Origin of the sequence: Mycobacterium pinniadriaticum (assembly GCF_026242045.1) — a bacterium.
Taxonomy (GTDB): domain Bacteria; phylum Actinomycetota; class Actinomycetes; order Mycobacteriales; family Mycobacteriaceae; genus Mycobacterium; species Mycobacterium pinniadriaticum.
In genome coordinates this window covers 188,924-212,777 of sequence record NZ_JAPJDO010000002.1, presented here as the reverse complement: position 1 = coordinate 212,777, position 23,854 = coordinate 188,924, and the positions used below count along the sequence as shown (strand labels likewise).

23 protein-coding genes and 2 tRNA genes are annotated in these 23,854 nt (G+C 64.4%); 22 read left to right on the top strand and 3 right to left on the bottom strand.

Going from position 1 to position 23,854, the window contains the following annotated elements:
- Positions 1-17: 17 nt before the first annotated feature.
- The 4 genes from gyrA (at position 18) to ORI27_RS03240 (ending at position 3,936) form a co-directional block, all read left to right on the top strand.
- Entirely contained in the window at positions 18-2,549 is a 2,532-nt protein-coding gene (gene gyrA / locus ORI27_RS03255; protein ID WP_265995074.1) for a DNA gyrase subunit A, read from the top strand.
- Positions 2,550-2,579: 30 nt separating this feature from the next.
- Complete coding sequence (locus ORI27_RS03250) at positions 2,580-3,491, top strand: DUF3566 domain-containing protein (RefSeq protein ID WP_265995073.1); 912 nt, start codon at positions 2,580-2,582, stop codon at positions 3,489-3,491.
- Between the two features lie 165 nt (positions 3,492-3,656).
- A tRNA-Ile gene (locus tag ORI27_RS03245) sits at positions 3,657-3,730 on the top strand.
- A 133-nt stretch (positions 3,731-3,863) separates the two neighbouring features.
- A tRNA-Ala gene (locus tag ORI27_RS03240) sits at positions 3,864-3,936 on the top strand.
- Between the two features lie 47 nt (positions 3,937-3,983).
- Here ORI27_RS03240 and ORI27_RS03235 read toward each other — a convergent pair.
- Together ORI27_RS03235 and ORI27_RS03230 are read right to left on the bottom strand one after the other, a co-directional pair.
- Positions 3,984-5,120, bottom strand: a complete 1,137-nt coding sequence (locus tag ORI27_RS03235) for a tyrosine-type recombinase/integrase (protein WP_265995072.1) — start codon at positions 5,118-5,120, stop codon at positions 3,984-3,986.
- Positions 5,121-5,126: 6 nt separating this feature from the next.
- Positions 5,127-5,630, bottom strand: coding sequence for a helix-turn-helix domain-containing protein (locus ORI27_RS03230; RefSeq protein ID WP_265995071.1), 504 nt, complete (start codon positions 5,628-5,630; stop codon positions 5,127-5,129).
- A gap of 122 nt (positions 5,631-5,752) precedes the next feature.
- Between ORI27_RS03230 and ORI27_RS03225 the strand changes: the two genes are divergently transcribed.
- The 8 genes from ORI27_RS03225 (at position 5,753) to ORI27_RS03190 (ending at position 11,423) form a co-directional block, all read left to right on the top strand.
- Positions 5,753-5,968: a helix-turn-helix domain-containing protein gene (locus ORI27_RS03225; protein WP_265995070.1), complete on the top strand. Its 216-nt coding sequence runs from the start codon at positions 5,753-5,755 to the stop codon at positions 5,966-5,968.
- Between the two features lie 94 nt (positions 5,969-6,062).
- Complete coding sequence (locus tag ORI27_RS03220; protein WP_265995069.1) at positions 6,063-6,527, top strand: hypothetical protein; 465 nt, start codon at positions 6,063-6,065, stop codon at positions 6,525-6,527.
- Positions 6,528-6,659: 132 nt separating this feature from the next.
- Positions 6,660-8,528, top strand: coding sequence for an AAA family ATPase (locus ORI27_RS03215; RefSeq protein WP_266073872.1), 1,869 nt, complete (start codon positions 6,660-6,662; stop codon positions 8,526-8,528).
- Complete coding sequence (locus ORI27_RS03210) at positions 8,525-8,812, top strand: hypothetical protein (RefSeq protein WP_265995066.1); 288 nt, start codon at positions 8,525-8,527, stop codon at positions 8,810-8,812. Before ORI27_RS03215 ends, ORI27_RS03210 begins: the two co-directional genes overlap by 4 nt.
- Positions 8,809-9,327 carry a hypothetical protein gene (locus tag ORI27_RS03205; protein ID WP_265995065.1) on the top strand — a complete coding sequence of 173 codons (519 nt, stop codon included), beginning with the start codon at positions 8,809-8,811 and terminating at the stop codon, positions 9,325-9,327. Before ORI27_RS03210 ends, ORI27_RS03205 begins: the two co-directional genes overlap by 4 nt.
- Before the next feature lie 159 nt (positions 9,328-9,486).
- On the top strand, positions 9,487-10,314 hold the full coding sequence (locus tag ORI27_RS03200; protein ID WP_265995064.1) for a phage major capsid protein: 828 nt from the start codon (positions 9,487-9,489) through the stop codon (positions 10,312-10,314).
- A gap of 459 nt (positions 10,315-10,773) precedes the next feature.
- Positions 10,774-10,917: a hypothetical protein gene (locus ORI27_RS03195; RefSeq protein WP_265995063.1), complete on the top strand. Its 144-nt coding sequence runs from the start codon at positions 10,774-10,776 to the stop codon at positions 10,915-10,917.
- The gene (locus ORI27_RS03190; RefSeq protein WP_265995062.1) at positions 10,914-11,423 is read left to right on the top strand and encodes a hypothetical protein; all 510 of its coding nucleotides are present in this window, start codon (positions 10,914-10,916) and stop codon (positions 11,421-11,423) included. Before ORI27_RS03195 ends, ORI27_RS03190 begins: the two co-directional genes overlap by 4 nt.
- Before the next feature lie 163 nt (positions 11,424-11,586).
- On the opposite strand, the gene ORI27_RS03185 is transcribed toward ORI27_RS03190, so the two are convergent.
- Complete coding sequence (locus tag ORI27_RS03185) at positions 11,587-12,798, bottom strand: hypothetical protein (protein WP_265995061.1); 1,212 nt, start codon at positions 12,796-12,798, stop codon at positions 11,587-11,589.
- Positions 12,799-13,440: 642 nt separating this feature from the next.
- Between ORI27_RS03185 and ORI27_RS03180 the strand changes: the two genes are divergently transcribed.
- The 10 genes from ORI27_RS03180 (at position 13,441) to ORI27_RS03135 (ending at position 23,852) form a co-directional block, all read left to right on the top strand.
- Positions 13,441-13,794 (top strand): hypothetical protein, encoded by a 354-nt coding sequence (locus ORI27_RS03180; protein ID WP_265995060.1) that lies wholly within the window; start codon positions 13,441-13,443, stop codon positions 13,792-13,794.
- 324 nt (positions 13,795-14,118) lie between these two features.
- Positions 14,119-14,289, top strand: coding sequence for a hypothetical protein (locus ORI27_RS03175; protein WP_265995059.1), 171 nt, complete (start codon positions 14,119-14,121; stop codon positions 14,287-14,289).
- A gap of 450 nt (positions 14,290-14,739) precedes the next feature.
- Entirely contained in the window at positions 14,740-15,450 is a 711-nt protein-coding gene (locus tag ORI27_RS03170) for an MlaE family ABC transporter permease (RefSeq protein ID WP_407666210.1), read from the top strand.
- Entirely contained in the window at positions 15,447-16,295 is an 849-nt protein-coding gene (locus ORI27_RS03165; protein WP_265995057.1) for an ABC transporter permease, read from the top strand. Before ORI27_RS03170 ends, ORI27_RS03165 begins: the two co-directional genes overlap by 4 nt.
- A 4-nt stretch (positions 16,296-16,299) precedes the next feature.
- Positions 16,300-17,751 (top strand): MCE family protein, encoded by a 1,452-nt coding sequence (locus ORI27_RS03160; RefSeq protein ID WP_265995056.1) that lies wholly within the window; start codon positions 16,300-16,302, stop codon positions 17,749-17,751.
- Positions 17,752-17,761: 10 nt separating this feature from the next.
- Positions 17,762-18,790 (top strand): MCE family protein, encoded by a 1,029-nt coding sequence (locus ORI27_RS03155; protein ID WP_265995055.1) that lies wholly within the window; start codon positions 17,762-17,764, stop codon positions 18,788-18,790.
- Positions 18,787-20,064 (top strand): MCE family protein, encoded by a 1,278-nt coding sequence (locus ORI27_RS03150; protein ID WP_265995054.1) that lies wholly within the window; start codon positions 18,787-18,789, stop codon positions 20,062-20,064. The genes ORI27_RS03155 and ORI27_RS03150 overlap by 4 nt, the downstream gene beginning before the upstream one ends.
- Entirely contained in the window at positions 20,064-21,320 is a 1,257-nt protein-coding gene (locus tag ORI27_RS03145; RefSeq protein ID WP_265995053.1) for an MCE family protein, read from the top strand. The genes ORI27_RS03150 and ORI27_RS03145 overlap by 1 nt, the downstream gene beginning before the upstream one ends.
- On the top strand, positions 21,317-22,447 hold the full coding sequence (locus tag ORI27_RS03140; protein WP_323055534.1) for an MCE family protein: 1,131 nt from the start codon (positions 21,317-21,319) through the stop codon (positions 22,445-22,447). The genes ORI27_RS03145 and ORI27_RS03140 overlap by 4 nt, the downstream gene beginning before the upstream one ends.
- A gap of 1 nt (position 22,448) precedes the next feature.
- The gene (locus ORI27_RS03135) at positions 22,449-23,852 is read left to right on the top strand and encodes an MCE family protein (RefSeq protein ID WP_265995052.1); all 1,404 of its coding nucleotides are present in this window, start codon (positions 22,449-22,451) and stop codon (positions 23,850-23,852) included.
- Positions 23,853-23,854: the final 2 nt, after the last annotated feature.

Here is a 23,854-nt window from a genome sequence, read left to right as displayed (position 1 = left end):
GACGAAAGAGGAATCACATGACTGACACCACCCTGCCCCCAGGCGACGAAGCCGGCGACCGCATCGAACCGGTCGACATCCAGCAGGAGATGCAGCGCAGCTACATCGACTACGCGATGAGCGTCATCGTCGGGCGCGCGTTGCCGGAGGTGCGCGACGGCCTCAAGCCGGTGCACCGCCGCGTGCTCTACGCGATGTTCGACTCCGGCTTCCGGCCCGACCGCGGACACGCGAAATCCGCACGCTCCGTTGCCGAGACGATGGGCAACTATCACCCGCACGGTGACTCGTCGATCTACGACACCCTGGTGCGGATGGCCCAGCCGTGGTCGCTGCGCTACCCGTTGGTCGACGGCCAGGGCAACTTCGGCTCACCGGGTAACGACCCAGCGGCCGCCATGAGGTACACGGAGGCGCGCCTCACGCCGCTGGCCATGGAGATGTTGCGTGAAATCGACGAGGAGACAGTCGATTTCATTCCGAACTACGACGGGCGTGTGCAGGAGCCGACGGTTCTGCCGAGCCGCTTCCCCAACCTGCTGGCCAACGGTTCGGGCGGTATCGCCGTGGGCATGGCCACCAACATCCCGCCGCACAACCTGCGCGAGCTGGCCGAGGCCGTCTACTGGTGCCTGGATAACCACGAAGCCGACGAAGAAGCGACGTTGGCCGCCTGCTGCGAGCGGGTCAAGGGCCCGGACTTCCCCACCTCGGGTCTGATCGTGGGATCCCAAGGCATCCACGACGCGTACACCACGGGCCGCGGCTCGATCCGGATGCGCGGCGTGGTGGAGATCGAGGAGGACACCCGCGGCCGGACGTCGATCGTGATCACCGAGCTGCCGTATCAGGTCAACCACGACAACTTCATCACCTCGATCGCCGAGCAGGTGCGTGACGGCAAGCTCGCCGGAATCTCCAATATCGAGGACCAGTCCAGCGACCGGGTGGGCCTGCGCATCGTCGTCGAGATCAAGCGCGACGCCGTGGCCAAGGTGGTGCTGAACAACCTCTACAAGCACACCCAGCTGCAGACCAGCTTCGGCGCCAACATGCTGTCGATCGTCGACGGTGTGCCCCGGACGCTGCGCCTGGACCAGATGATCCGCTACTACGTCGCCCACCAACTCGACGTGATCGTCCGGCGCACCACCTACCGGCTGCGCAAGGCCAACGAGCGGGCCCACATCCTGCGCGGTCTGGTCAAGGCGCTCGACGCCCTCGACGAGGTCATCGCCTTGATCCGGGCGTCGGAGACCGTCGATATCGCCCGGGCCGGCCTGATCGAGCTGCTCGACATCGATGAGATCCAGGCCCAGGCGATCCTGGACATGCAGCTGCGCCGGCTGGCCGCCCTGGAGCGTCAGCGCATCGTCGACGATCTCGCCAAGATCGAGGCCGAGATCGCCGACCTGGAAGACATCCTGGCCAAGCCGGAACGTCAGCGCGCGATCGTCCGCGACGAACTCGCGGAGATCGCCGACAAGCACGGTGACGACCGGCGCACCCGGATCGTCGCCTCCGACGGCGAGGTCTCCGATGAGGACCTGATCGCCCGCGAGGACGTCGTCGTCACGATCACCGAGACCGGCTACGCCAAGCGCACCAAGACCGATCTGTACCGCAGCCAGAAGCGGGGCGGCAAGGGCGTGCAGGGCGCCGGTCTCAAGCAGGACGACATCGTCAGGCACTTCTTCGTGTCCTCGACCCACGACTGGATCCTGTTCTTCACCACGCAGGGCCGGGTGTACCGGGCCAAGGCGTACGAGCTGCCGGAGGCATCACGCACCGCGCGGGGCCAGCACGTGGCCAACCTGCTGGCCTTCCAGCCTGAGGAGCGCATCGCCCAGGTCATCCAGATCAAGAGCTACGAGGATGCGCCGTACCTGGTACTGGCCACCAAGAATGGCTTGGTCAAGAAGTCGAAGCTGACCGACTTCGACTCGAACCGCTCGGGCGGCATCGTGGCGGTCAACCTGCGCGACGGCGATGAGCTGGTCGGTGCGGTGTTGTGCTCCGCGGAGGACGATCTGTTGCTGGTCAGCGCCAACGGCCAATCGATCCGGTTCTCCGCGACCGACGAGGCACTGCGGCCGATGGGCCGGGCGACCTCGGGTGTGCAGGGCATGCGATTCAACGAGGACGATCGGTTGCTGTCGCTGAATGTGGTGGTCGAAGGCACGTACCTGCTGGTGGCGACCGCCGGTGGTTACGCGAAGCGGACGGCCATCGACGAGTACACCGTGCAGGGGCGCGGTGGTAAAGGCATCCTGACCATTCAATACGACCGGCGGCGTGGCAGTCTGGTGGGCGCATTGGTGGTCGATGAGGACAGTGAGTTGTATGCCATCACCTCGGGCGGCGGTGTGATCCGCACCGCGGCCCGCCAAGTCCGCAAGGCCGGGCGCCAGACCAAGGGCGTTCGCTTGATGAACCTGGGAGAGGGCGACACACTGTTAGCCATTGCCCGCAATGCCGAGGAACAGGACAGCACGGACGAAGTGGCCGGGCTGGAGTCTGAATCAGACGACACATCCGAAGAGACATAGCGCGGCGGGGCGGACAGGTAAGGAGTGGCGGTGAGCGCACCGAACGAGCCGGGCCAACCCGGACCGGGCGAGGGCCCGGGCAACGGGAACGGTTCGGCCGACCGGTCCGGTGCCCGACCGGGTGCCAACGGTGGGTCCGGTGAGGTTCCGCCATGGCAGCGCGGTGCGGCGCGGGCACGGCAGGGTGGTGCTCCGCAGCGACCGCCAGGTGAGGGACCAGCCCGCCCGCAAGGGGGACCGCAGTCGAACATCGAGGCACGGGTGAACCGGTTCATCACCGGTTCGGCCGCCCCCGACCTGTCCGGCGCGGGTGGTCCGCCGTCCGGCCCGCGGCCGGAAAGCGACACCCCGGGGAACCGGCCGGAGCCACGGCAGGAATCTCGTCCGGAGCCACGACCCGAGCAGCGCGCCGAACGAACCGAGGTCGCCCGACCGGAGGGGTACGGCAGTGAGCTCCCGGACCTGTCCGGGTCGAACCCGCCCAAGCCGGTGGCGCAGCAGCGCAAACCCGTGCCGGAGCAGCCGGCGCGGCCGTCCGGTGCGGTTGCCCGGGTTCAGGCGGCGGCCGGCCGATCTCGAGGTCCGGTGCGCGCCAGTATGCAGATTCGGCACATTGATCCGTGGAGCGCGCTGAAGGTGTCGCTGCTGCTGTCGGTGGCGCTGTTCTTCGTGTGGATGATCGCGGTGGCGTTCCTGTACCTGGTGCTCGGCGGCATGGGTGTGTGGAGCAAGCTCAACAGCAACGTCGGCGACCTGTTGACGGCCACCAGCGGTGGCAGCGGTGAGCTGGTGTCCAGCGGGACGATCTTCGGCGGCGCGGCGCTGATCGGGTTGGTGAACATCGTGCTGCTGACGGCGATGGCGACCATCGGTGCGTTCGTTTACAACCTCAGCACCGACATCGTCGGTGGGGTCGAGATCACGCTGGCTGACCGGGACTAACCGGCCCGGCCGCATCCCCTTGCCGAGCAGACACAAACTCGCGCGGAAAGGCCGTCCGGAAGGCGATTCTGTGTCTGCTCGCCGGTGAAGAAAGCGCCCGCGGCTTGCGGTTTGGGTGCAGTGCCGGTGGTGCGGTAATCTCGTCGCTCGGTCGTATGCGAATACGGGCCTATAGCTCAGGCGGTTAGAGCGCTTCGCTGATAACGAAGAGGTCGGAGGTTCGAGTCCTCCTAGGCCCACGATGTCCTGGTCGACGGGAAGGGCGCCCGTGCGGATTGCACTGCTGATCGTGGTGTTGGCCGCGGGCGCGCTGATCATCGGTAGCCGCCGCGGCGAAATCTGGCACACCCTCGACGACTGAGACACCCGGACGGGGCCTTAGCTCAGTTGGTAGAGCGCTGCCTTTGCAAGGCAGATGTCAGGAGTTCGAATCTCCTAGGCTCCACAAGAATTGATGCAGGTCAGACAGATATTGTCTGGCCCGCTTTGTGTTCAGGCCGCGTCCGTGCCCACATCTTGCCCACACTTCCGAGTTAATAGTGCGTTGATCGCTACGCCGACGGCCTCGACATCCGAGCCGTACAAGTGGCCGTAGCGGTCCAGCGTCAGGGCCGCCGACTCGTGGCCGAGCATGTTCTGCAGGCTCTTGATGTTGGCGCCGGCCTGGATCGCTAGCGATGCCGCGGTGTGCCGCAGCTCGTGAAGCTTGAAGTCGTAGACGGTCGTGGCGCTCTTCTTGACCGGGTCGACAACGGCGCGTGGGAACAGCCCGGCGGCCCCGACAGCGTCAGACCACCACCGGCGCCTGACGTTCGTCCCCCGCATATGACCGCCGTGCGAGTCGGGGAACACAAGAGCGTCAGGCTCACCCACCGTGAGGAGGTCGGCGACAAATGCCGGCAGGCTTACGATCCGGCCCTTCCCGTTCTTGGGAGTGCCGATGACGAACTTGCCGTCGACGAGCGTCACAGACCGCGAGATCCGGATGGTCTTCTGATCAAGGAGGACGTCTCGCCAGCGGAGCTCGGCCACCTCGCCGAACCGTAGACCGCAGGTCCCCAGCACGTACACCAGGGGCCGATGCTCGCCGGCCGCGGCCGCGAGTGCGTGCAGCTGTTCCAACGTCAGGAACCGCTGCTCGACTGACTCCACCGAAGGCAGCTCGACACCATCGACGGGATTCATCACCAACCGGTTCTCCGCCACCGCCATCGCCAACACCTGACGCAGGACCCCAATCGTCTTGTGCACCGATGCCGGCGCATGTGTACGGCTCAGGTCCGCCACCCACTCGCGCACCAACTGCCGGCTGACGTCACCCATCGCCACCGCGGCGTGGTCGGCGATAAACGTGTCCAGAACCACCTGATACCGGGCCCTGGTCGACGGCTTCAACTTGTGCTTCGAGCCCAGCCACTCACGCGCGTACTCACCGAGCTGCACCCGGCCAGCGGCTGGCGCGACATATGCGCCGCGGCGCTTGTCGACCTCCAACTGATTGGCCCAAGCCTCGGCGTCACGTTTGGTCCGGAAGCCGCGCTTGTCGGTCTGACGACGATCCGGTGTCCGATAGCGAACCCGGTAACGCGTTGCCCCGGCGGTCGTCTCGTACTTCTCAATCGTCGCCATGTCGGGCTACTCCTCCTCGCGGAGCGCCATCAGCTGGAGGGTCTTCTCTTGCATCTGCTTGTAACGATCGTCCACGCTGGCGAGCCAGTCGCACATCTGTTCTTGAAACCACGTGGGCCACGACCGTGTCAAGAACGCTTGAGGACTTTCGAATTCAACCGGAAAGTATCCTTGCTCCGAAGCGCGCAGCCACTCCCAAACCTGTTCAGCGGTAAATGTTCTGGGCAAGCCGGTGACGTGCACTTCGGCACCCTTCATCTCGGTGTTGGGCATCAACAGCGCGATCGGGGAAACGCGAAGAGCAACGGCTAGCGCCATCAGGTCATCCGCAGTAACGCGTCGGTCACCCGATTCGATCCGGCGAATGCCCACCGCGTTGATAGACCAGTTTGCGGCCGACTGCAGCCTCTGTGACAACTGCGTGTAGTTCATGCCGTGTCGTTCGCGTAGCCGCCGCACGTTATCGGCCACCGTCAGCGCGGTTGGCCCGATGTCGGCTTCCTTACCCACCACTCCAAGAATACTGCCATAGTTTGACAGAAGAATCAACATCTCTTGACAGCGATTGCTGAACCGTGGTATTGAGTTAGGAACTGTCAAAGATTGGCAGAAAAACCGACAGGAGTTGTAATATGGCAGACCTGATCGCTGCGGAGGAGTTGCCTTCGGTAGCGAAACCCGAACAAGTCGCGATCGTCGTTCAGACGACAGCGGACGCACTCGCCCAGGACCGATACCGCCGCAGAGGGATTCCGTTCGTGAAGATCGGCGGACGTGTGCGATACCTCCGCGAGGATGTCCTGAAGTTCCTGGCGGACAACAGGATTGGCGGACCAGATGCCGCCTAACCCAACGACAACGGCCCCCGTGAACCCGATTGCGCCAACAACCGGCGGGGACCGCTGCAACCCATCACCCAACAGAGATCAGGAGGGAACCATCATGGCACAACAACCCGACGAGAGCACGCACCTTATCCGCTGCGACATCTGTGGCCGGCAAGGCTGGCACCCGACCAACCGGTGCCCCGAGACCGTGCAGGATTACCACGATCACCACACCGTCTGGTGCACGAACCATGACGATGAGGAGTTCACCGGGCCCAGCCCGCACGAGCCGTATTGCTCGAAACTGCTCCACGGTATCGAGTTGATCCCGGAGGGTGATGCCAGGCGAGCTGCGATGTGGGTGATGCCCACGGCCGCGTTCACGCGCGGTCCGTTCACACCCGCTGAATACGCCGAACGGGAGTACCGCTATGGCGGCGTCGAACTCTGCATCGAAACGTGGACTGGCCCTGACTCCAACGATGGGGAGCCGAAACTCCGGCCAACCTCCGATACCGCTCGAACCCTGGCCGCAACGCTGATCAGCGCCGCTGACATCGAGCAGGGGTTGACTCGATGACCGAGCACAACCTCTGTAGCGGGTGCATCGATTCGGGGCTCCTGGTCTGCACGTGCGAGTTCTACGCCAACTGGCCCCGGCAGCGCCCGACGATCCGCCCGTGGCTCGGCCGGAACGCTGAACAGTTCCGATTTGGGCACCGCGCCGGGCGATCCGACGCCGCCCGCCGACTGTGGCGTTACCTCAACCCGGAAGGGCGCCAGCTGGCCACCGCGATCGCCACCGAAGGAAACGATGAATAACGGAAAATCGAACGGGGAGGCCGCGCGCAAGGCGCGGCCATCCCCCATTTTGGATCGGGAAACCGTCGCCATCGGCGGGCACGAATACTCGGCCGAATACCCGCCCGACGAACTCAACAAACTGGCGGCCCGATTCGTACAGGACCGAGGTGTTGACATCAACGGGAACGGCCCGTGCCCTGCTTGTGGCCTCGAATCGATCTACTCGCGCGCCGAAGATCGCTATCTGCATGTCGACGGTAGCGATAACAAGCGCTGCTGGGCGCACATCTCTAGCGGCTGTATCGAGGACGGACCTCTCCCGCCCCCGTCTGCACTGGACTTCCTCGACAACGTTCAAGTCCCCGGCCGCAAGGTGGTCGTCACCCGCGGTTCCGCAATCACGCCCCGTCGCATCGAGTGGTGGGAAACCGACATCATTGTTAAAGGCGAGATCAATCTCCTGGCTGCCCGCGAAAATTCCGGGAAGTCAACCCTGGCCGCCGCGTGGGCAGCGCGCGAAACCCAAGCCGGCGGAACAGTCTTATGGGTCGGCACCGAGGAGTCCCGCGAGTACGCCCAGGTTCCCAGGCTGATCGCCGCCGGCGCCGACATGGGTCGTGTCGTCTTTGTCGACATTGACCCCACCGGCGCGGCGGCCATCTTGGGCGCTCTCCAGTTCCCCCTCGACCTGCCACACATCGAAGACGTCATCCGACGCCACCAGGTGACGATGATCGTCTTGGATCCCTGCAAGGGGCTGGTCCCGTCGGACTTCAAGGGCAACGACGATGTTGCTGTCCGGCAGTACCTGGAGCCGATCGGGGCACTGTGCAACCGCACCGGGGTAACCCTGATCGGTCTGGCGCACTTCGGCAAGAGGGACAGCCGCGACCCCGGCAAGCTGCTACTCGGCTCCATCGCCTGGAGTCAGGTGGCCCGCTCGGTGATCTCGGTAGCGGAGGACCCCGACACCGACACCAGAGTGCTGACCAACACCAAAGCCAACTATTCCTCGCAGGCGCGGTCGATCGAATTCCGGATCGTCTCCCAAGCGATTGACACCGCTGACGGCCCGGCGTTCATGGGCGCGGTCGAATGGATCGGCGACACAGCCAAGGACGCCCGCCAACTCCTCGGCGAACCCCACCGCGCGGACGATCCCGAAGAGTTCGACGAGCACGACTACACCGCCGACCTGAAACAGTCCTGGCTGTACCGCTATCTCGACGACGCGCGCAAAGACCAAGCCCAGGTGCGCCCCAAGGATGCCGTCGCCCTCGCAGCGGACAAAGGGATCAGTCGCCGAACGGTATTCCGCTTGTTCGAGACGCTAGCAAACGCTGGCATGGCCGAATCCGTCGACAGCCCTGGATTCCCGCGGGTCACTCACTGGCGACTAGCCGGTGACACTACAGGGCCTGTCATGGAACCCGGTGACACTACTGGCACTACAGGGCATGACCTGCAGAAACAGGCTGGCACTACAGCAGAACTGTTCGATCAGGCTGGCACTACAGCAGAAACCCCCTCTGATAAGGCCGAACAGTCGTCAGATTCCCCTGTAGTGCCTGTAGTGCCATCGGATTCGCATGACACCCCGCTAGGTGGCATCACTGCGGAAACCCCAGGCATGACCGACCGGGTCAAAGCCATCCTCGCCAAGAAGCCTCAGCAAACCCAAGAAGGAGAAGTAGACGCGTGGCCCACGACATCCCGGCCCCAGGCGCTCATCGCCGGCGACGACGGTTACGGCCTGTACCCAGGGGATATGACATGACGCAATCGAACGTCCCGGCAGGTTTGCTTCCCGAGGCGGTCGACCTGCGCCGCGCCGCCGCGGTCCTGCTGGCCGCCGACCCGGTACTGATCAACGCCGAAGGAATCGGCGATGTCATCACCGAGGTGAAGCACGACCTGCGCATCACCGAATTGGTCGTCGCGGTTTCCATCGTGGCGCACCGCATCACCGATATCGGCACCGACGACAAGCAGAAACAGCTGTGGGAGGAATGGGCCCACTTCAAAGCAATAGAGGAACAGCGGAAAGGAACCCACCGATGACTGACCAAGCAACCACGCCCGAGACCGCCATAGACACCACCGTGACGCCGAACGACATGGGAGAAGACACCGAGTCAACAGCGACGGACACGACTGCCGACGCCACCCAAGATCAGGATCAGGTCGACGACGGCACCGACGCCGAGGAGTCGAGCCCGAACGCCGAGGCAGCCAGATGGAGGAAAAAGCTGCGGGAGACCGAATCCCAGCTGGAGACGATGGCCGCCCGTGTCGAAACCCTTCAGCGGCAACAAGTCGACGCCCAGGTCAGCGCAGCCGGCGTCAAACCGCAAGCCGTGTATAGCGTTGCCGACCTGGCCGACTTGGTGGGCGAGGACGGCAGTGTGGACACCGAGAAAGTCACCGAGGCGGTCGCCAAGGCGAAGGAACAGCTCGGCATCGGAATCAGCAAGGGGTCATTGGTGCCTGGGGTTGGTCAGCGTCCTGAGAAGCCACCGCAAGCCGAAAACCCGTGGACGACTGCCTTTAGGCCGAAAGCCGCCCAACAGCGGTAAACTCGAACGTGCGGTCGGGTCAACGCCCCAGGCGGGCGCCCTGACGCACGATTCTCGCCAGGTGCGGGCATGGCATTAGCCCAGGTGGCAGCCATTGAAACCAATACGTTTCTTTGACGCTGCCCTATGCGGCGCCATACCCAAACACCTGGAGTTCCAATGACTTTGACCACGAGTACCGCCGACTTCGGGTGGCGGCCCGACAGCGTATTCTTCCCACCCGCCGACGTCGTCCCCCAGGCCCTCATTTTGCAGGTCGCGACCCAGGGCGGCGTAATCGACGGCGACCAACCCAGCTTGCACGTGCCGTTCGTCAACGACACCGAGGATGCCGGCTACGTCGCCGAGGCCGCCGAGATCCCGGAGTCGAATCCCGGCTTGGACGAAGTTTTGATCGTCACCAAGAAAATCTCCCGCTTGGTGTCGTTGTCGAATGAGCAGTACCGCAAGCAGATGACCGCTGAGCAGGTCAGTCAGAGCGTGGCCCGCGACCTCGTCCAGAAGGCCGACGCCAGTTTCATAGGCGACCTGTCGAACCCTGTCGGCCTCATCAACACAATCGGCACCCTCGGCGGCTACAACATCGCCTCCAACCTGGACGACCTCGTCGAAGCTGTCGCCGCGATCGAGGACAACGGCGGCACACCCGGCGCCATCATCGTCTCCCCGAACACCTGGGCGTCGGTGCAGAAACTCAAACTGGGGGCCACGTTTGATAACGCGTACACGTTGGGTGTCGGCGTTGAGGTCGCCCAACCACGACTCCTCAGCTTGCCGGTGTTCAAGAGCCGGTTCATCCCGGATTGGACGGGCCTGGTGGTCGACCCCGGTGCTGTGGTGGCCGCGGTCGGACCGGTCCAGGTCGCCGTGTCCGAGCACTCCATGTTCGCCAGCGACTCCGTGCAGTTGCGCGCAACCTGGCGCATCGGCTGGGCCTGCCCACGCCCCGACCGCATCGCGAAGTTCTCCACCGAGATGGGCTCATAGGTTCTTGGCGCGCACCACAGGCGTGTTCGTGGCGGTCCACCTGTGGTTGCGGCGCCGAGAAGTGGCCGGTCGCCCCTCGTCCTTTCACTTGCCCGAACCCGAGGGGCGACCTGGCCACCCCAACCCGCCTCTGACCAGCGGCTACCCCCAGGGGGGTACATCCCCGGCCATCGCGGTCTCTGCCACTCAAGGCTTAGGCGAGCAGAGAGGGAGCAGGCTTTTTTCCGCCACCTGGCAGGAGGTCGGAGGCCGGGATTTTTTCAGGTCTCCCTGTCGCGGCGCCACGAAAAATACGTTTGTCCCGTGATTGTCTAGGTGACTCCGGGTTGCCACTGTTGCTTGCTAGGGACTCTTCGGCCAGGGCGGTTGCAAGGCGCGTCCAGTCTGCCGATTATGTCGGACCGGGTCGATTAGCATGCGGACCTATAACGCGAGCCCATTCGAGGGGAGCTTCTGATTGTGACTACGCCATCGATGGAGTCAGGCGATTCGGACATCGGTGATGGTTTGGAGAGCCCGGAGAGGCCACCGAACCTCGACGGCATCGACTTCGATTCGATCTTCAACAACCGCGACCCCGATGGGGAGACCCGCCGTAGGTGAGTGACCAAGGCAAGCAGTACGCCGCGTTCATCGAGGCTGAGCTGAAAGCCGAGTACGACCGCCGAAATGGGACAAATACTCGTGCCGCAGGGGCGCTGACTGGGGCGACGGGATTCGTAACGCTGGTGCTCGCCGTGTATGCGGTACTACTCCACAAGGACTTCACACTCAGTGGGGCTGCCAAGTGTTGGCTCATCTCCGCGCTAATGGCGCTGCTGGGCGCTGGAATCCTGGCCGTGGCCGCTGGCCTGCCGTGGCGCTACAAGGCCACCGCTCCAGCGACGCTGCGTTACTTCCTTCGGGAAAGCTGGGAGGACAGCGAGGTGACCGCCAGGGGGCGAACTGCATATTGCAACATGGTCGTCCTGCATTCATTGCGGTTAGGGAACCAGATCAAGACGGCGTTTCTTATCGGCGCTGCAGTTGCCCAGGTCGTGGCGATCTTCTCGTTGGCACTCTCCGTGCTTGCGCTTCTTGGGGCTGAGACTGATGCGCCCGCCAAGTGACCTCTGGCACAAGGGGCGTTAACGGTTGCGCTGCGCTGAGTTCGTCGATGAGACGCTCCGGCGTCGACATGAGTCAGCGGCACCCAGCTCTGCGGCGATCTCCAAGACCGGTCCAACGGGGTTGAGTGGGAGGGGTCGTGAGGGCAAGCCGTCCGACACGGGTTCAGAACTGGGCGATGAAATCATCCTGAGAGTCTTTGCCACTTCGCACAATTCGGTCGAAGTCTGAATGATTCTTGAACAGCACGACAACCAAATAGACGATGACCAAAGCGCAGTAGCCGGCACCGACCACCCACACGATGGCTTGGACATGACCGCTGAAGTTCATAATCGTTGTCACGATCGCTGCGAGGAGCGTAGCCGCCCCAGTAAACGCAACAGCAATGCGTGGCAGCAAGAGCATTCTTGCTCGAATCTCGTGTTCGTTTTCACGGGCTATATATGCCGACAGTCCTGTTGAGGCGAGCAGTAACACTGCGACTGTTGCATCCGAGCGATTGGTGCCGGCGAAATCAAGTGCTCCCCGCCAGAGCTGGCCGGCACTCCCCATAGTCAACAGCAGGAATGCCACCAGGGCGCTTACGATTGCTGGCCACACGAAACCCCGAAGCAGGGGCCTTAGCGTCACGAAGGCGTAGTGGTCGGCTTGCACCGTTACATCGTGAGAGGTGTAGAGCGTTACCCTGCCCGGAGTTATTCGGTATTGAAACTGATCGTGGCTCAACGTGGGTGCGGCGTCGGTCGGCGTCGCCATAGAGATCTGCCGTGCGAGTAGTGCGTCGACGATGAAGGTGCCCTCCGGGGCAACCACGCGCAGATGTTCTCGACCCGCTTTGCCGACGTTGGGTGCAGAGATGGCATAAAGCCAGTCCGCGGCGCCAATCCGGTTGGTCAAGTGGGCGTCACCGGGCACCAGCTCGGACACTTCCAAGATTCGGAACTTGATTAGGCACGTCGGACCCTCAATGGGGATCCAGACCAGTAGCGAGAACTGTGTAGTGAATCTCGCGACGTACTCTTTGAACTCGGGATCGCGGAGGCAGTTCTGCCACAGATCTTTGTCAGCGGGCGTGTATATCGCATCCCTGAGTTGCCAAGCATCTACTGCCGACGGTGGGTGCGTTGAGTTCAATATCGCCTCGTCGCGGCCGGTGGGCATACCTTTCGCGATGTCGTAGAGCTTGTACTGCAGATGCTTCGGCATGTTGCGTCGAAGTTCTGGATCGAGGGCGGCGAGCATGCAAGCCTGTGCTGCGCAGGAATCTTGATCTGACGTTGCGACCGCGATCGCTGCGCCGTTGGCGTCCCGCACGTCAAGGTCGATTAGTAGGCTTTTCTTGAAGGTCGTGATCGGTATATAGAGGCCCTTCACGGGTGCCGGCGTTGCTTGCGGCGGGGTCTCAACCGCGGGAGCGGGGGCGCCAGGCTCCGCTGGGGTGGTTATACCGGCGTCGCGTGCGATACGCGCGACGGCGTCCACGTCGACGTCGAGTGTGAGGTGTCTTTCGGTCCGCTGTGAATCGACGATATGAACCGTCTCGACCCTGCGGCTAATCCATGAGGGATCCTCATGGAGACAGTGCATGTACGCCCCGAGACAGGCGAGGGCCGACCACTCGTCGGGCCCGTGAGGGATCCTCACCTACTCGGGCAGCGGAATCTTCGCCAAGGTTTCCGGGTCGGCGTCTGCTCCCTCGGCGGACGGCACGAGGGTTGCTCCGCGAAGACCCTTTTTTACGACTCGACGAAGTATCCGCAGCTGACCTGGCGAGTACTCCTTTTCAAGGATGTCCCAGGCCGGGGTCCTTTTAGCCACGTCTGACCTCCGGTAACCCCGATACATCGTCCTGCCCCCCGATAGCGGATCTCGGAACAATCTCTGCGTGTCGCCTTGACAATACGTCAACGCGTGATCCGCCAAACCCGTTCCCCATATACGCTCCAGTGTGTTCGACGACGGATGCTGCTTATCGGGCACGTATTACGTAATACGTAAATAGTAACGGGAGCCCAGGTGGACAACGAGGCGCTGCGGGACGTGTCGCGCGGCTTGTTCGGCAACCGCCACAAGCTGGAAGTGATCGCTGCGATCGCGCGCATGTTGGCTGCAGGCGTCCAGGAGGTCTATCCCCGGATGGTTTCGAAAAAAGTCACCGAGGCTGCCGACAAGCAAGTAGTGGAGGTGTTTAACCAGCTCGAGAAGGGCGGGTTGCTGATTCCGGTCGCTGACAAGACGGATCGACAACAGATTCATTGGTATCGCCCTCGTGAAAGTGGCGTCTGGGAGATTGCACTTGCACTAGTTGACGAGTTCCGGGCGGCACCTTGGACCCCGGATGAACTCGGATCGTCGACGGATGGGGTTTAGGAAAGCAGGTGATGAGGAGCTGGCAACCACATCATGCCCACAATCCACCCACAGTTACAGATAACTACGGTTAACCACAGTGGTGTGTTTTCGCACGTAGACCGATATGAAAGCGCCTGAACCGCAGCGTGATTCGCCTTTGCAAGGCAGATGTCAGGAGTTCGAATCTCCTAGGCTCCACAAGTATTCACGCAGGTCAGACCGTATCCGGTCGGACGCGGGCGTTGACGGTTACGCCTTGTTCTCATGATTCAAACCACCTTTTACCGTCGGCTCACGCCGTGGCAACCATCGAGTCCCAGGCTGTGCTCGAAGGGGTGCCACATGACGGTAGTCACTCAATTGCAGCGAAGCTGGCGCAGGTTTCGGCGTCGGCTCAGGTATGAAGCCCGGCACGGCGAGGGGTCCATCCACCCGATGGCGAGACTCGCCATCATCGCGGGGATGTTCGTGGCCACGGCCGCCCTGGCCGGCTATGCCCTCGCCATGCGATGACCGGATGACCGACGGTCACCGCGGAGGTCGGAGACGATAACTCAGCTCACCACCGGGACGGCCGTGTGCAGGGGCAGCGTCTTGTTGCACCGGCGGCAGGTGAACGTCTTTCGGGACGCCAAGATCGTCTGCTCGTGGCTGCAAATGCCGCACTTCACCTTGCGGCGTGAGAGATACCCCCAACCCATACCCGACATCATGCACCCTGAGAAGGTCCTGTGAGGACTAGTTGCGTGATGAACTTCTCGGATACCCCGTCCGCTGCGCCGTGCGCGGCAACCTTCTGCCCCTCAACCAAGTGACCTTCGGCCCCTCCCGCATAGTTCTTTGCTGCATAGCGTGAATCCCTGAGGTGCCGCAGACCGTCGGCAGCAGGGCCAGGGGGGTCACGACGTGGTGTCGGCGGATAACGTGCTCAAGCCGGTCCGGTCCATCGGCGGCTTCTATGCCATGGCCCTGGACGCCCTCGTCGCGATGTTCAAGCCGCCGTTCGCCTGGCGAGAATTCTTCCTGCAGACCTGGTTCGTGGCGCGGGTGGCCGTCGTCCCGACCCTGCTGCTGGCCATTCCCTTCACCGTTCTCGTGGTCTTCACGATCAACGTCCTGCTCACCGAGTTCGGGGCCACCGACTTCTCCGGGACCGGGGCCGCCAACGCCGCGGTCACCGAGATCGGGCCGATCGTCACGGTGCTCGTCGTCGCCGGTACCGGGGCCACCGCGATGTGCGCCGACCTCGGTGCCCGCACCATCCGCGATGAGCTCGACGCGCTGCGGGTCATGGGGGTCGATCCCGTGCACCGCCTGGTGGTGCCCCGGGTGCTGGCGGCCACGGTCGTCGCCGTCTCCCTGGTGTCGTTGGTGACCTTCGTCGGATTGGTCGGCTCGTTCGGCTTCGCCGTTTTCGTCCAGCACGTCACTCCCGGAGCGTTCGCAGCAGGTCTCACCCTGTTCACCGGGTTACCCGACATCATCTTGGGGCTGGTCAAAGGGGCGCTGTTCGGGATGGCCGCCGCGTTGATCGCCTGCTACAAGGGCATGTCGGTTCGCCGTGGCCCGCAGGGGGTCGGCAACGCCGTCAACGAGACGGTCGTGTACTCGTTCATCGCGCTGTTCGTCATCAACATCGTGGCGACCGCCGTCTACTACACGAGCGTGAAATGACAGCCCTCCAGCGGCATACCGGCTGGCCGGCAAACGCACTCCACGGTGCGGTCGGTGGCTGGAACCGGATCGGCACACAGATCAAGTTCAATGCCAGATCGGTGCGCGAGATCGGCTTCGCGATGCTCAGATACCGTACCGAGATACTGCGCCTCATCGCTCAAATGAGTTTGGGGACAGGCGCACTGACGCTCATCGGCGGCACGGTCGTCGTCGTCGGCTTCCTCACGTTGACCACCGGTGCGGTGATCGCCGTGCAGGGCTACAACGAGCTGTCCGGTATCGGCGTGGAAGCGATGACGGGATTCATCTCCGCCTACGTCAACGTCCGCATCATCTCCCCCGCCGTCGCCGGAATCGGGTTGGCCGCCACCATCGGTGCGGGTGCCACCGCGCAGCTCGGCGCGATGCGCATCGCCGACGAGATCGACGCGCTCGAAGTGATGGCGGTGCGCTCGGTCGCTTACCTGGTGTCCACCCGCGTCGTCGCCGGGGTGGTGGTGGTGATCCCGCTGTACTGCGTGGCGATGGTGTGCGCTTTCCTGGCCGCCCGATTCGGCACCACCGGCTTCTACGGCCAGTCCACCGGTGTCTACGACCACTACTTCAACACCTTCCTCAACTCGACCGACCTGCTCTGGTCGTTCTTCACCGTGGTGCTGATGGGTATCGCGGTCATGCTGGTGCATACCTACTACGGCTACACCGCCACCGGCGGGCCGGCTGGGGTCGGGGAGGCGGTCGGCCATTCGGTGCGCACCTCGCTGATCGTCCTGACGCTGCTGCTGCTGGCGGTCGCGATGTCCATCTACGGGCAGTCCGGCAACTTCCACCTCTCCGGGTAGCGCGATGGCCGATCCCCGTTCAGAAGGCTTGCACCCGGCATGGTGGACCCTGATCTTCGTCGTCGCCACCGCCGGTGCCATCGTGGCGACCACGACGCTGTTCTCCGGATCACTACGCGACTACGTACCGGTGACGCTGACCTCGGACCGTGCCGGCCTGGTGATGGACCGCGGCGCAAAGGTCAAGCTGCGCGGTGTCCAGATCGGGCAGGTGGGCCGGGTCAGCGGCGGGGGAAATCAGGTGAGCCTGCGACTCGAGATCGAGCCGGACCAGATGAAGTACATCCCGGCCAACATCGAGGCACGCATCCGGGCCGGAACGTTGTTCAGCGGCAAGTTCGTCGAACTCGTCTACCCGAGCGATCCGAGCCCGCAGCGACTAGCCGCCGGGGCGGTCATCAACTCCGACAATGTCAGCACCGAGATCAACACGATGTTCAGCGACGTGGCGGACATTCTCAAACAGGTTGACCCGGCCAAACTCCAGGCGGTGCTCTCCGCGCTGGCTGACGGATTGCGCGGCCGCGGCACCATGATCGGCCAGACCATCACCGACACCAATGCGGTGCTCACAGAGGTCAACGCCCGCGCCGACACCATCAGCGCCGACCGCCAGGCGGTCAAGGAGATCAGCGACACGTACAGCGGTGCTGCTCAGGACATCCTGACCACGCTCGACGCCGCGGGCACCATCAGCACCACCATCACCGACAACGTGGCACCGCTGGATGTGTTGCTCACCGGGGTGGTCGGATTGGCCCGCAGCGGCATCGACCTGATGGGCACCAGCCAAGCCAGCCTGACCACCGCGGTGACCGCCTTCGAATCCACCGCCCGGCTGCTGCTGAAGTACAACCCGACGTTCACCTGCACTCTGGTCGGGGCCAAGACCGCGCTGGACACCGGCTATCTGGACGCGACCGGCGCCGCGAACCACAAGTCGCTGATCCTGGACAGCGCACTGCTTTTCGGCCCCGACGCCTACCGGTATCCGCAGAACCTGCCGATCATCGGCGCCAAGGGCGGACCGGGCGGCACACCGGGCTGCGGGTCGCTGCCGGATGTGGCAGCCAACTGGCCGCTACGCCAGTTGATCACCAACACCGGATGGGGAACCGGCCTGGACATCCGGCCCAATCCGGGCATCGGCTTCCCCGGCTACGCCGACTACTTCCCGGTTACCCGCGGTGTCCCCGAATCACCGAGTGTCCGCTATCCGGGCGGCCCCGCGCCCGGGCCGATCCCCTACCCGGGATCCCCACCGTACGGTGCGACACTGTATGCCCCGGACGGGACGCCGCTGTGGCCCGGGCTGCCGCCGGCCCCGCCGCCCGGAGCCGCCCGAGAGCCCGGCCCGCCACCGCCGGGGGCGGAACCCTTCGTCGTGCCCGCACCCGCCCACCTGCAGCCGACGCCGACGCCCCCGCTGCCCGAAGCGGCGGCACCGTCACCGTGACGAGGCCGCGATGAAAGAGAATCTGCGCGGCGCGATCTGGCGGGTCGCGGTGTTCCTGGCGGTCTGCGCACTGGGTCTGGCGGCGATGCTGGCCATCTTCGCCCAACTCCGGTTCGAGGCCGAGAAGACCTACACCGCGGAGTTCCGCACCGTATCCGGACTGGAGAACGGCAACTTCGTCCGCATCGCCGGCGTCGAAGTGGGCAAGGTCAAAAACATCAGGATCCGAGACGACGGCATCGCCCTCGTGGAGTTCGGTACCGACGCATCAGTGAGGTTGACCGAGGGAAACCGAGCGGTCATCCGCTACCGCAACCTCATCGGAGAGCGCTACCTCGCCCTCGAAGAAGGAGCCGGTGGCACCAAGACCCTTCAGGCCGGTGCCACCATCCCGCTGTCGCACACCGCCCCGGCACTGGACCTCGACGCCCTGCTCGGCGGCTTCCGCCCCTTGTTCCGGGCACTGGACCCCGAACAGGTCAACATGTTGTCCAGTCGGCTGATCGACGCCTTTCAGGGCGAAGGCACGACTATCACGGCACTGCTGACCCAGACCGCAACCCTGACCAACACCCTGGCCGACCGTGACCAGCTGATCGGGCAGGTCATCACCAACCTCAACAGCATCGTGGGATCACTGGGTGACCAGAGCTCACAGTTCGCCACCGCCGTCGACTCCCTGTCGGCGACCTTGACGACGATGGCAGATCGACGACACGACCTGCGCAACGGGCTGGCCTACGCCAACGAAGCCGCCGCGTCGATCACCGACCTCCTCGCCCGGGGCCGCTCGCCGCTGGAAAAGGTTGTCCACGAGGCAGATCGGACCGCCGATGTCGCGCTGGCCGACCGCGACTACTTCGACCACCTGCTCAACACCCTGCCCGACGTCTACCGGATGCTCAACCGCCAAGGACTCTACGGGGACTACTTCAGCTTCTATCTCTGCGATCTGATCCTGAAACTGAACGGTAAAGGCGGACAGCCGGTTTACGTCAAGATCGCCGGCCAGGACAGCGGAAGGTGCACGCCTCGATGAAGACCTTCGCCGAACGCAATCCGATCGCCGTCGGGGTCGCCGGTGTCACGATCACGGTGGCGGTGGTCCTGGGCGCCCTCAACTACGGAAAGCTGCCGTTCGTCAACTCCAACAAGCACTATTCGGCCTACTTCGCGGAGGCGGGCGGGCTGCTCGCGGGAGCCGCGGTGCAGGTGTCCGGCTTCAAGGCGGGTGAGGTCAGCAGCATCGATCTCGACGGACCACGCGTGTTGGTCACCTTCGAGGTCGACAAGAACATCCGGCTCGGTGATCGCACCGAGGCCGCGATCAAGACGAGAAGCATTCTCGGGGCGAAAATCCTCGAACTCACACCCAAGGGCGGTGGGACGCAATCCGGGCCCATTCCGCTCGACCGAACCACCTCGCCCTACCAATTGCCGGATGCTCTGGGCGATCTCACCGCCACCATCAGCCAGCTGGACACCACCCGACTCTCGGATTCCTGGAAGGTACTGGCCGACGAGTTCTCCCAGAGCCCGCCGGCGCTGAGGACCGCCCTGCAGGGTGTGGCCCGGTTCGCGCAGACCCTCGACCAACGCGACACCCAGTTGCGCAAACTACTGGCCGACGCCAACAAGGTGACGACGGTGCTGGCCGAGCGCAGCGACGCCATCGTCAAGATGCTCGTCGACAGCAATGCGCTGCTGGCCGACCTGACGAGCCAAAGCCGTGCCCTGGACGAGATCTCGGCGAACATCGCCGCGTTGAGCCGGCAGATCAAGGCCGTCATCGCCGAGAACCGGCAGACGTTGCGGCCAGCACTGGACAAGCTGAACCAGATACTTGCGATCGTCGACGACCGTAAGGACCGAATACGGCTGGCGATCAAAGGGTTCAACCAGTACGCGATGTCACTGGGAGAATCGATGTCCTCGGGACCGTTCTTCAAGTTCTACATCGCCAACCTGTTGCCCGGCCAATTCATTCAACCGTTCGTCGACGCCGCCTTCTCCGATCTCGGCCTCGACCCCAACGTGTTGGCACCCTCGCAGCGCACCGATCCGCAGACCGGCCAGCCCGCGACACCGCCACTGCCGCTGCCGTTTCCGCGCACCGGCCAAGGCGGCGACCCCCGATTGACCCTGCCCGACGCGATCACCGGCAGGCCGGGCGACCCGCGCTACCCGTACCGGGAACCGCCACCGGCCCCGCCACCCGGGGGACCGCCGCCCGGACCGCCAGCCGATCCCTCACCCGCCCCGACACCGACACCGGTGCTCGTGCCGGCGCCACCGCTGAACGAGGAGGGCTGATGCCCACCCGAGCCCACATCCGCATCGCCGTGACCGCGACGTTGGTCGTGCTGATCGTCGCCGCCGCGACGGTATTGGTGCACAGCTCCGGTACGGCGAACAGGCGAACCGTCGTCGGGTACTTTGCGAACAGCAACGGCATCTTCGTCGGTGACGAGATCCGGATTCTCGGCGTCCCCGTCGGCAGGGTCGACAGGATCGAGCCGCAGCCCAGTCGCGTCAAGATCACCTTCTGGTACGACGCCAAATACCCGGTTCCCGCCGATGCCAGGGCGGTCATCCTCGCACCGGCGATCGTGACCGCGCGCGTCATCCAACTCACCCCGGCGTATACCGGTGGGCCGCAGATGCAGAACAACGCCGTGATCCCCCGGGAACGTACCGCGGTACCGATCGAGTGGGACGATCTGCGCGAACAGCTCGAGCGACTCAGCCGACTGGTGCAACCGACCGAACCCGGCGGCACCAGCACCCTGGGATCGGTTCTGCACACCACCGCCGAGGCCTTGCGCGGCCAGGGACCGAACATCAGGGACACCATCATCAAACTGTCGCAGGCGGTTTCGGTGCTGGGCGACCACAGCGACGACCTCTTCAGCACGTTGAATAACCTGTCGATCCTGGTGTCGGCCCTGCAGGACAGCGGCGACCTGATGCGACAACTGAACACCAATCTGGCCACGGCAACCGGGCTGTTGACCGACGACCCCGACGAAATCGGCGCCGCCGTATCGGCACTCGATGCGGTGGTGGGTGACGTGCACAGCTTCGTGGCCGACAACCGGGAGTCGCTGGGTAACACCGCCGACAGACTGGCGTCGGTGTCCTCGGCGCTCAACGCCAGCCTCGACGACATCAAACAGGCTCTGCACGTCGCCCCCAACGAGCTGCAGAACCTGATGAACACCTATCAGCCCGCACAGGCGACGATGGGCGGCGCCTACGCCTTCAACAACTTCGCTGATCCGATCACCTTCCTGTGCGGGGCGATCCAAGCGGCCTCACGACTGGGCGCTGAACAGTCGGCCAAGCTGTGCGTGCAATACCTGGCGCCCATCGTGAAGAATCGCCAGTACAACTTTCCGCCGCTGAGCGAGAACCTCATCGTCGGCGCCACCGCGCGGCCGAACGAGGTGACCTACAGCGAGGACTGGATGCGACCCGACTACATCCCGCCGGTGAATCCCGCTGTCCAGCAGACGGACCCGGCCGATGGTCTGACGGGCATGATGACCCTGCCTGGGGAGGGCCCATGAGACGGACCAAGGTGATCGCCGCGGTGGCGGTGTTGTCGGTGGCCGCCGGAACCTCGGGCTGCGCGTGGCGCGGACTGAACTCGCTTCCACTACCGGGGACCGCTGGCCGGGGTCCGGGCTCCTACACCGTCCAGGCGGAGCTGCCCGATGTACGCACCATCGAGCCGAATTCCCGTGTGCAGGTGGGCGATGTCACGGTGGGCACCGTCACCAAGATCGAGCGGCAGGGCTGGCATGCCCTGCTCACCATGAGTATCGACGGTGACGTTGATCTGCCGGCCAACGCCACCGCGACGGTCGGCCAGAGTGGCCTGCTCGGCTCGCTGCACGTCGAACTGGCCGCGCCGGTGGACATCGCACCACAGGGCGAACTGCACGACGGATCGCTGATTCCGCTGTCGTCGGCCGGTGTGTACCCGTCGAGTGAGCAGGTTTTGTCGGCGGTCTCGTTGTTGCTCAACGGCGGCGGGATCGGTCAGGTCCAGGACATCACCGAGTCGCTGAGCGTCGCGCTAGCCGGTCGCGAGCAGGACCTGCGCAGCCTCATCGCGCAGCTGGACACGTTCACCCGCTACGTCAACCACCAGGCCGGCGACATCATCGCCACCACCGAGAGCCTGAACAGGCTGGCCGGGCAGTTCGCCGAGCAGCGCCCGGTGGTCGACAAGGCCCTGAAGACCATCCCGGAGGCCCTGCGGGTGATCAGCGACCAGCGGCAGACCCTGGTGGAGGCGCTCGATCAGCTGGGCAAGTTCAGTGCGCTGGTGGCCCAATCCACCAACGAAACCAAGGACAGCCTCCTCGAGGAGCTCAGGGCCCTGGGGCCGGTACTGGAATCGTTGGCCGACGCCGGCCCGGCGCTGACCCGGTCGCTGGGTCTGTTCGCGACGTACCCGTTCCCCGCCGATACCGTCGGCACTTGGCAGCGTGGGGATTTCGCCAACCTGACAGCCGTCATCGATCTGACCCTGAGCCGCCTGGATGCCTCATTCCTCACCGGCACTCGCTGGGAAGGTGACCTGACCGAACTCGAGCTGCAGTGGGGCCGCACAATCGGGCAACTGCCGAGCCCGTACACGGCGGGCAATCCCCTTGTCGCACCGTACCGTTGGGACCAGGGACGCTGACATGCCGCCGTTGACACTGCGTATTCGGATCCAATTGGCGCTGTTCGCCGTGATCGCGGTGGTCTTCGCGACAGCCATGATATTCGGCTACATCCGGCTGCCGGCCATGTTCGGGGTGGGCCGCTACCAGGTGACCGTCGAGCTGCCCCGGACCGCGGGGATTTATCCGGGCGGCAACGTCACCTATCGGGGAGCGGAGGTCGGCCGCATCACCGATGTGCACCTGACCGACACCGGTGTAGCGGCGGTGTTGTCGCTGAAATCCGGCACCGCCATCCCCGCGGACCTCGACGCGCAGGTGCACAGCCAGTCGGCGGTCGGAGAGCAATACATCACCCTGTTGCCGCGCCGGGATTCGCCGCCGCTGCGCAACGGCGATGTCATCCCGCTCGACCGCACCACGGTGCCACCGGATTTCGACGCCGTACTGGACGCGATGGACACCGGCCTGAAGGCCATCCCGCACGACGATCTCAAGACGGTCGTCGACGAGTCGTACACGGCCGTCGGCGGCCTGGGACCGGAGTTGTCCCGACTCATCACCGGCAGCGCCGAGTTGGCCGGCGGGGCGCGCAAGAACCTGGGCCCATTGTTGACCCTGATCGACCAGTCGAAACCGATCCTGGACGCCCAGACCCAGTCCTCGAGCGCGATCCAGGCCTGGGCCACCCACCTGTCAACCATCGGCCGCCAACTCCAGGACAACGCCCCTGCCGTCGAGGGCCTTCTGCGCCAGGGAGCCCCGGCCGTCGAGGAGGCCCGCCAGCTTCTCGACAGGGTTCGGCCCACCGTGCCCGTGATCGCCGCCAACATGGCCAGCGTCGCTCAGGTGGTGCTGACCTATCAGCCCGGTGTGGAACAACTCCTGGTGCTCCTGCCGCAGGCGGCGGCCACCGCGCAGGCGATGGTCCTGGCCAACCGGGACACCCAGCAGCCCTACCGGGGGGTTTATCTGAGTCTGAATCTGAGCCTCAACCAACCACCGCCGTGTACCACCGGCTTCTTGCCCGCCCAGCAGCAGCGGGCGGCGGCCCTGCAGGATTATCCGGATCGCCCGGCCGGCGACCTGTATTGCCGGGTACCCCAGGATTCGCCGTTGGGCGTGCGGGGGGTACGCAACATCCCGTGTATGACCCGCCCCGGAAAGCGGGCGCCGACCGTGGCGATGTGCGAAAGTGCCGACAACTACCTGCCGCTCAACGACGGGTACAACTGGAAGGGCGATCCGAACGCCACGCTGTCCGGCCAAGGCGTGCCGCAGCCGCCGCCCCCGATCGCCGGCGCCGAATACGATCCTTCGACGGGAACGTTCATCGGACCCGACGGGCGCCAGTACACCCAGCGTGATCTCGCGCCCAGCCAACAGCCTCCAGACTGGCAGTCAATGTTGCTGCCGGGCAGCTGAAC

Coding starts and splice junctions, on each gene's coding strand:
- gyrA (WP_265995074.1), top strand. CDS start 18: ATGACTGACACCACCCTGCCCCCAGGCGACGAAGCCGGCGACCGCATC.
- ORI27_RS03235 (WP_265995072.1), bottom strand. CDS start 5,120: ATGGCGACGATTGAGAAGTACGAGACGACCGCCGGGGCAACGCGTTAC.
- ORI27_RS03225 (WP_265995070.1), top strand. CDS start 5,753: ATGGCAGACCTGATCGCTGCGGAGGAGTTGCCTTCGGTAGCGAAACCC.
- ORI27_RS03220 (WP_265995069.1), top strand. CDS start 6,063: ATGGCACAACAACCCGACGAGAGCACGCACCTTATCCGCTGCGACATC.
- ORI27_RS03210 (WP_265995066.1), top strand. CDS start 8,525: ATGACGCAATCGAACGTCCCGGCAGGTTTGCTTCCCGAGGCGGTCGAC.
- ORI27_RS03205 (WP_265995065.1), top strand. CDS start 8,809: ATGACTGACCAAGCAACCACGCCCGAGACCGCCATAGACACCACCGTG.
- ORI27_RS03200 (WP_265995064.1), top strand. CDS start 9,487: ATGACTTTGACCACGAGTACCGCCGACTTCGGGTGGCGGCCCGACAGC.
- ORI27_RS03175 (WP_265995059.1), top strand. CDS start 14,119: ATGACGGTAGTCACTCAATTGCAGCGAAGCTGGCGCAGGTTTCGGCGT.
- ORI27_RS03170 (WP_407666210.1), top strand. CDS start 14,740: ATGGCCCTGGACGCCCTCGTCGCGATGTTCAAGCCGCCGTTCGCCTGG.
- ORI27_RS03165 (WP_265995057.1), top strand. CDS start 15,447: ATGACAGCCCTCCAGCGGCATACCGGCTGGCCGGCAAACGCACTCCAC.
- ORI27_RS03160 (WP_265995056.1), top strand. CDS start 16,300: ATGGCCGATCCCCGTTCAGAAGGCTTGCACCCGGCATGGTGGACCCTG.
- ORI27_RS03155 (WP_265995055.1), top strand. CDS start 17,762: ATGAAAGAGAATCTGCGCGGCGCGATCTGGCGGGTCGCGGTGTTCCTG.
- ORI27_RS03150 (WP_265995054.1), top strand. CDS start 18,787: ATGAAGACCTTCGCCGAACGCAATCCGATCGCCGTCGGGGTCGCCGGT.
- ORI27_RS03145 (WP_265995053.1), top strand. CDS start 20,064: ATGCCCACCCGAGCCCACATCCGCATCGCCGTGACCGCGACGTTGGTC.
- ORI27_RS03140 (WP_323055534.1), top strand. CDS start 21,317: ATGAGACGGACCAAGGTGATCGCCGCGGTGGCGGTGTTGTCGGTGGCC.
- ORI27_RS03135 (WP_265995052.1), top strand. CDS start 22,449: ATGCCGCCGTTGACACTGCGTATTCGGATCCAATTGGCGCTGTTCGCC.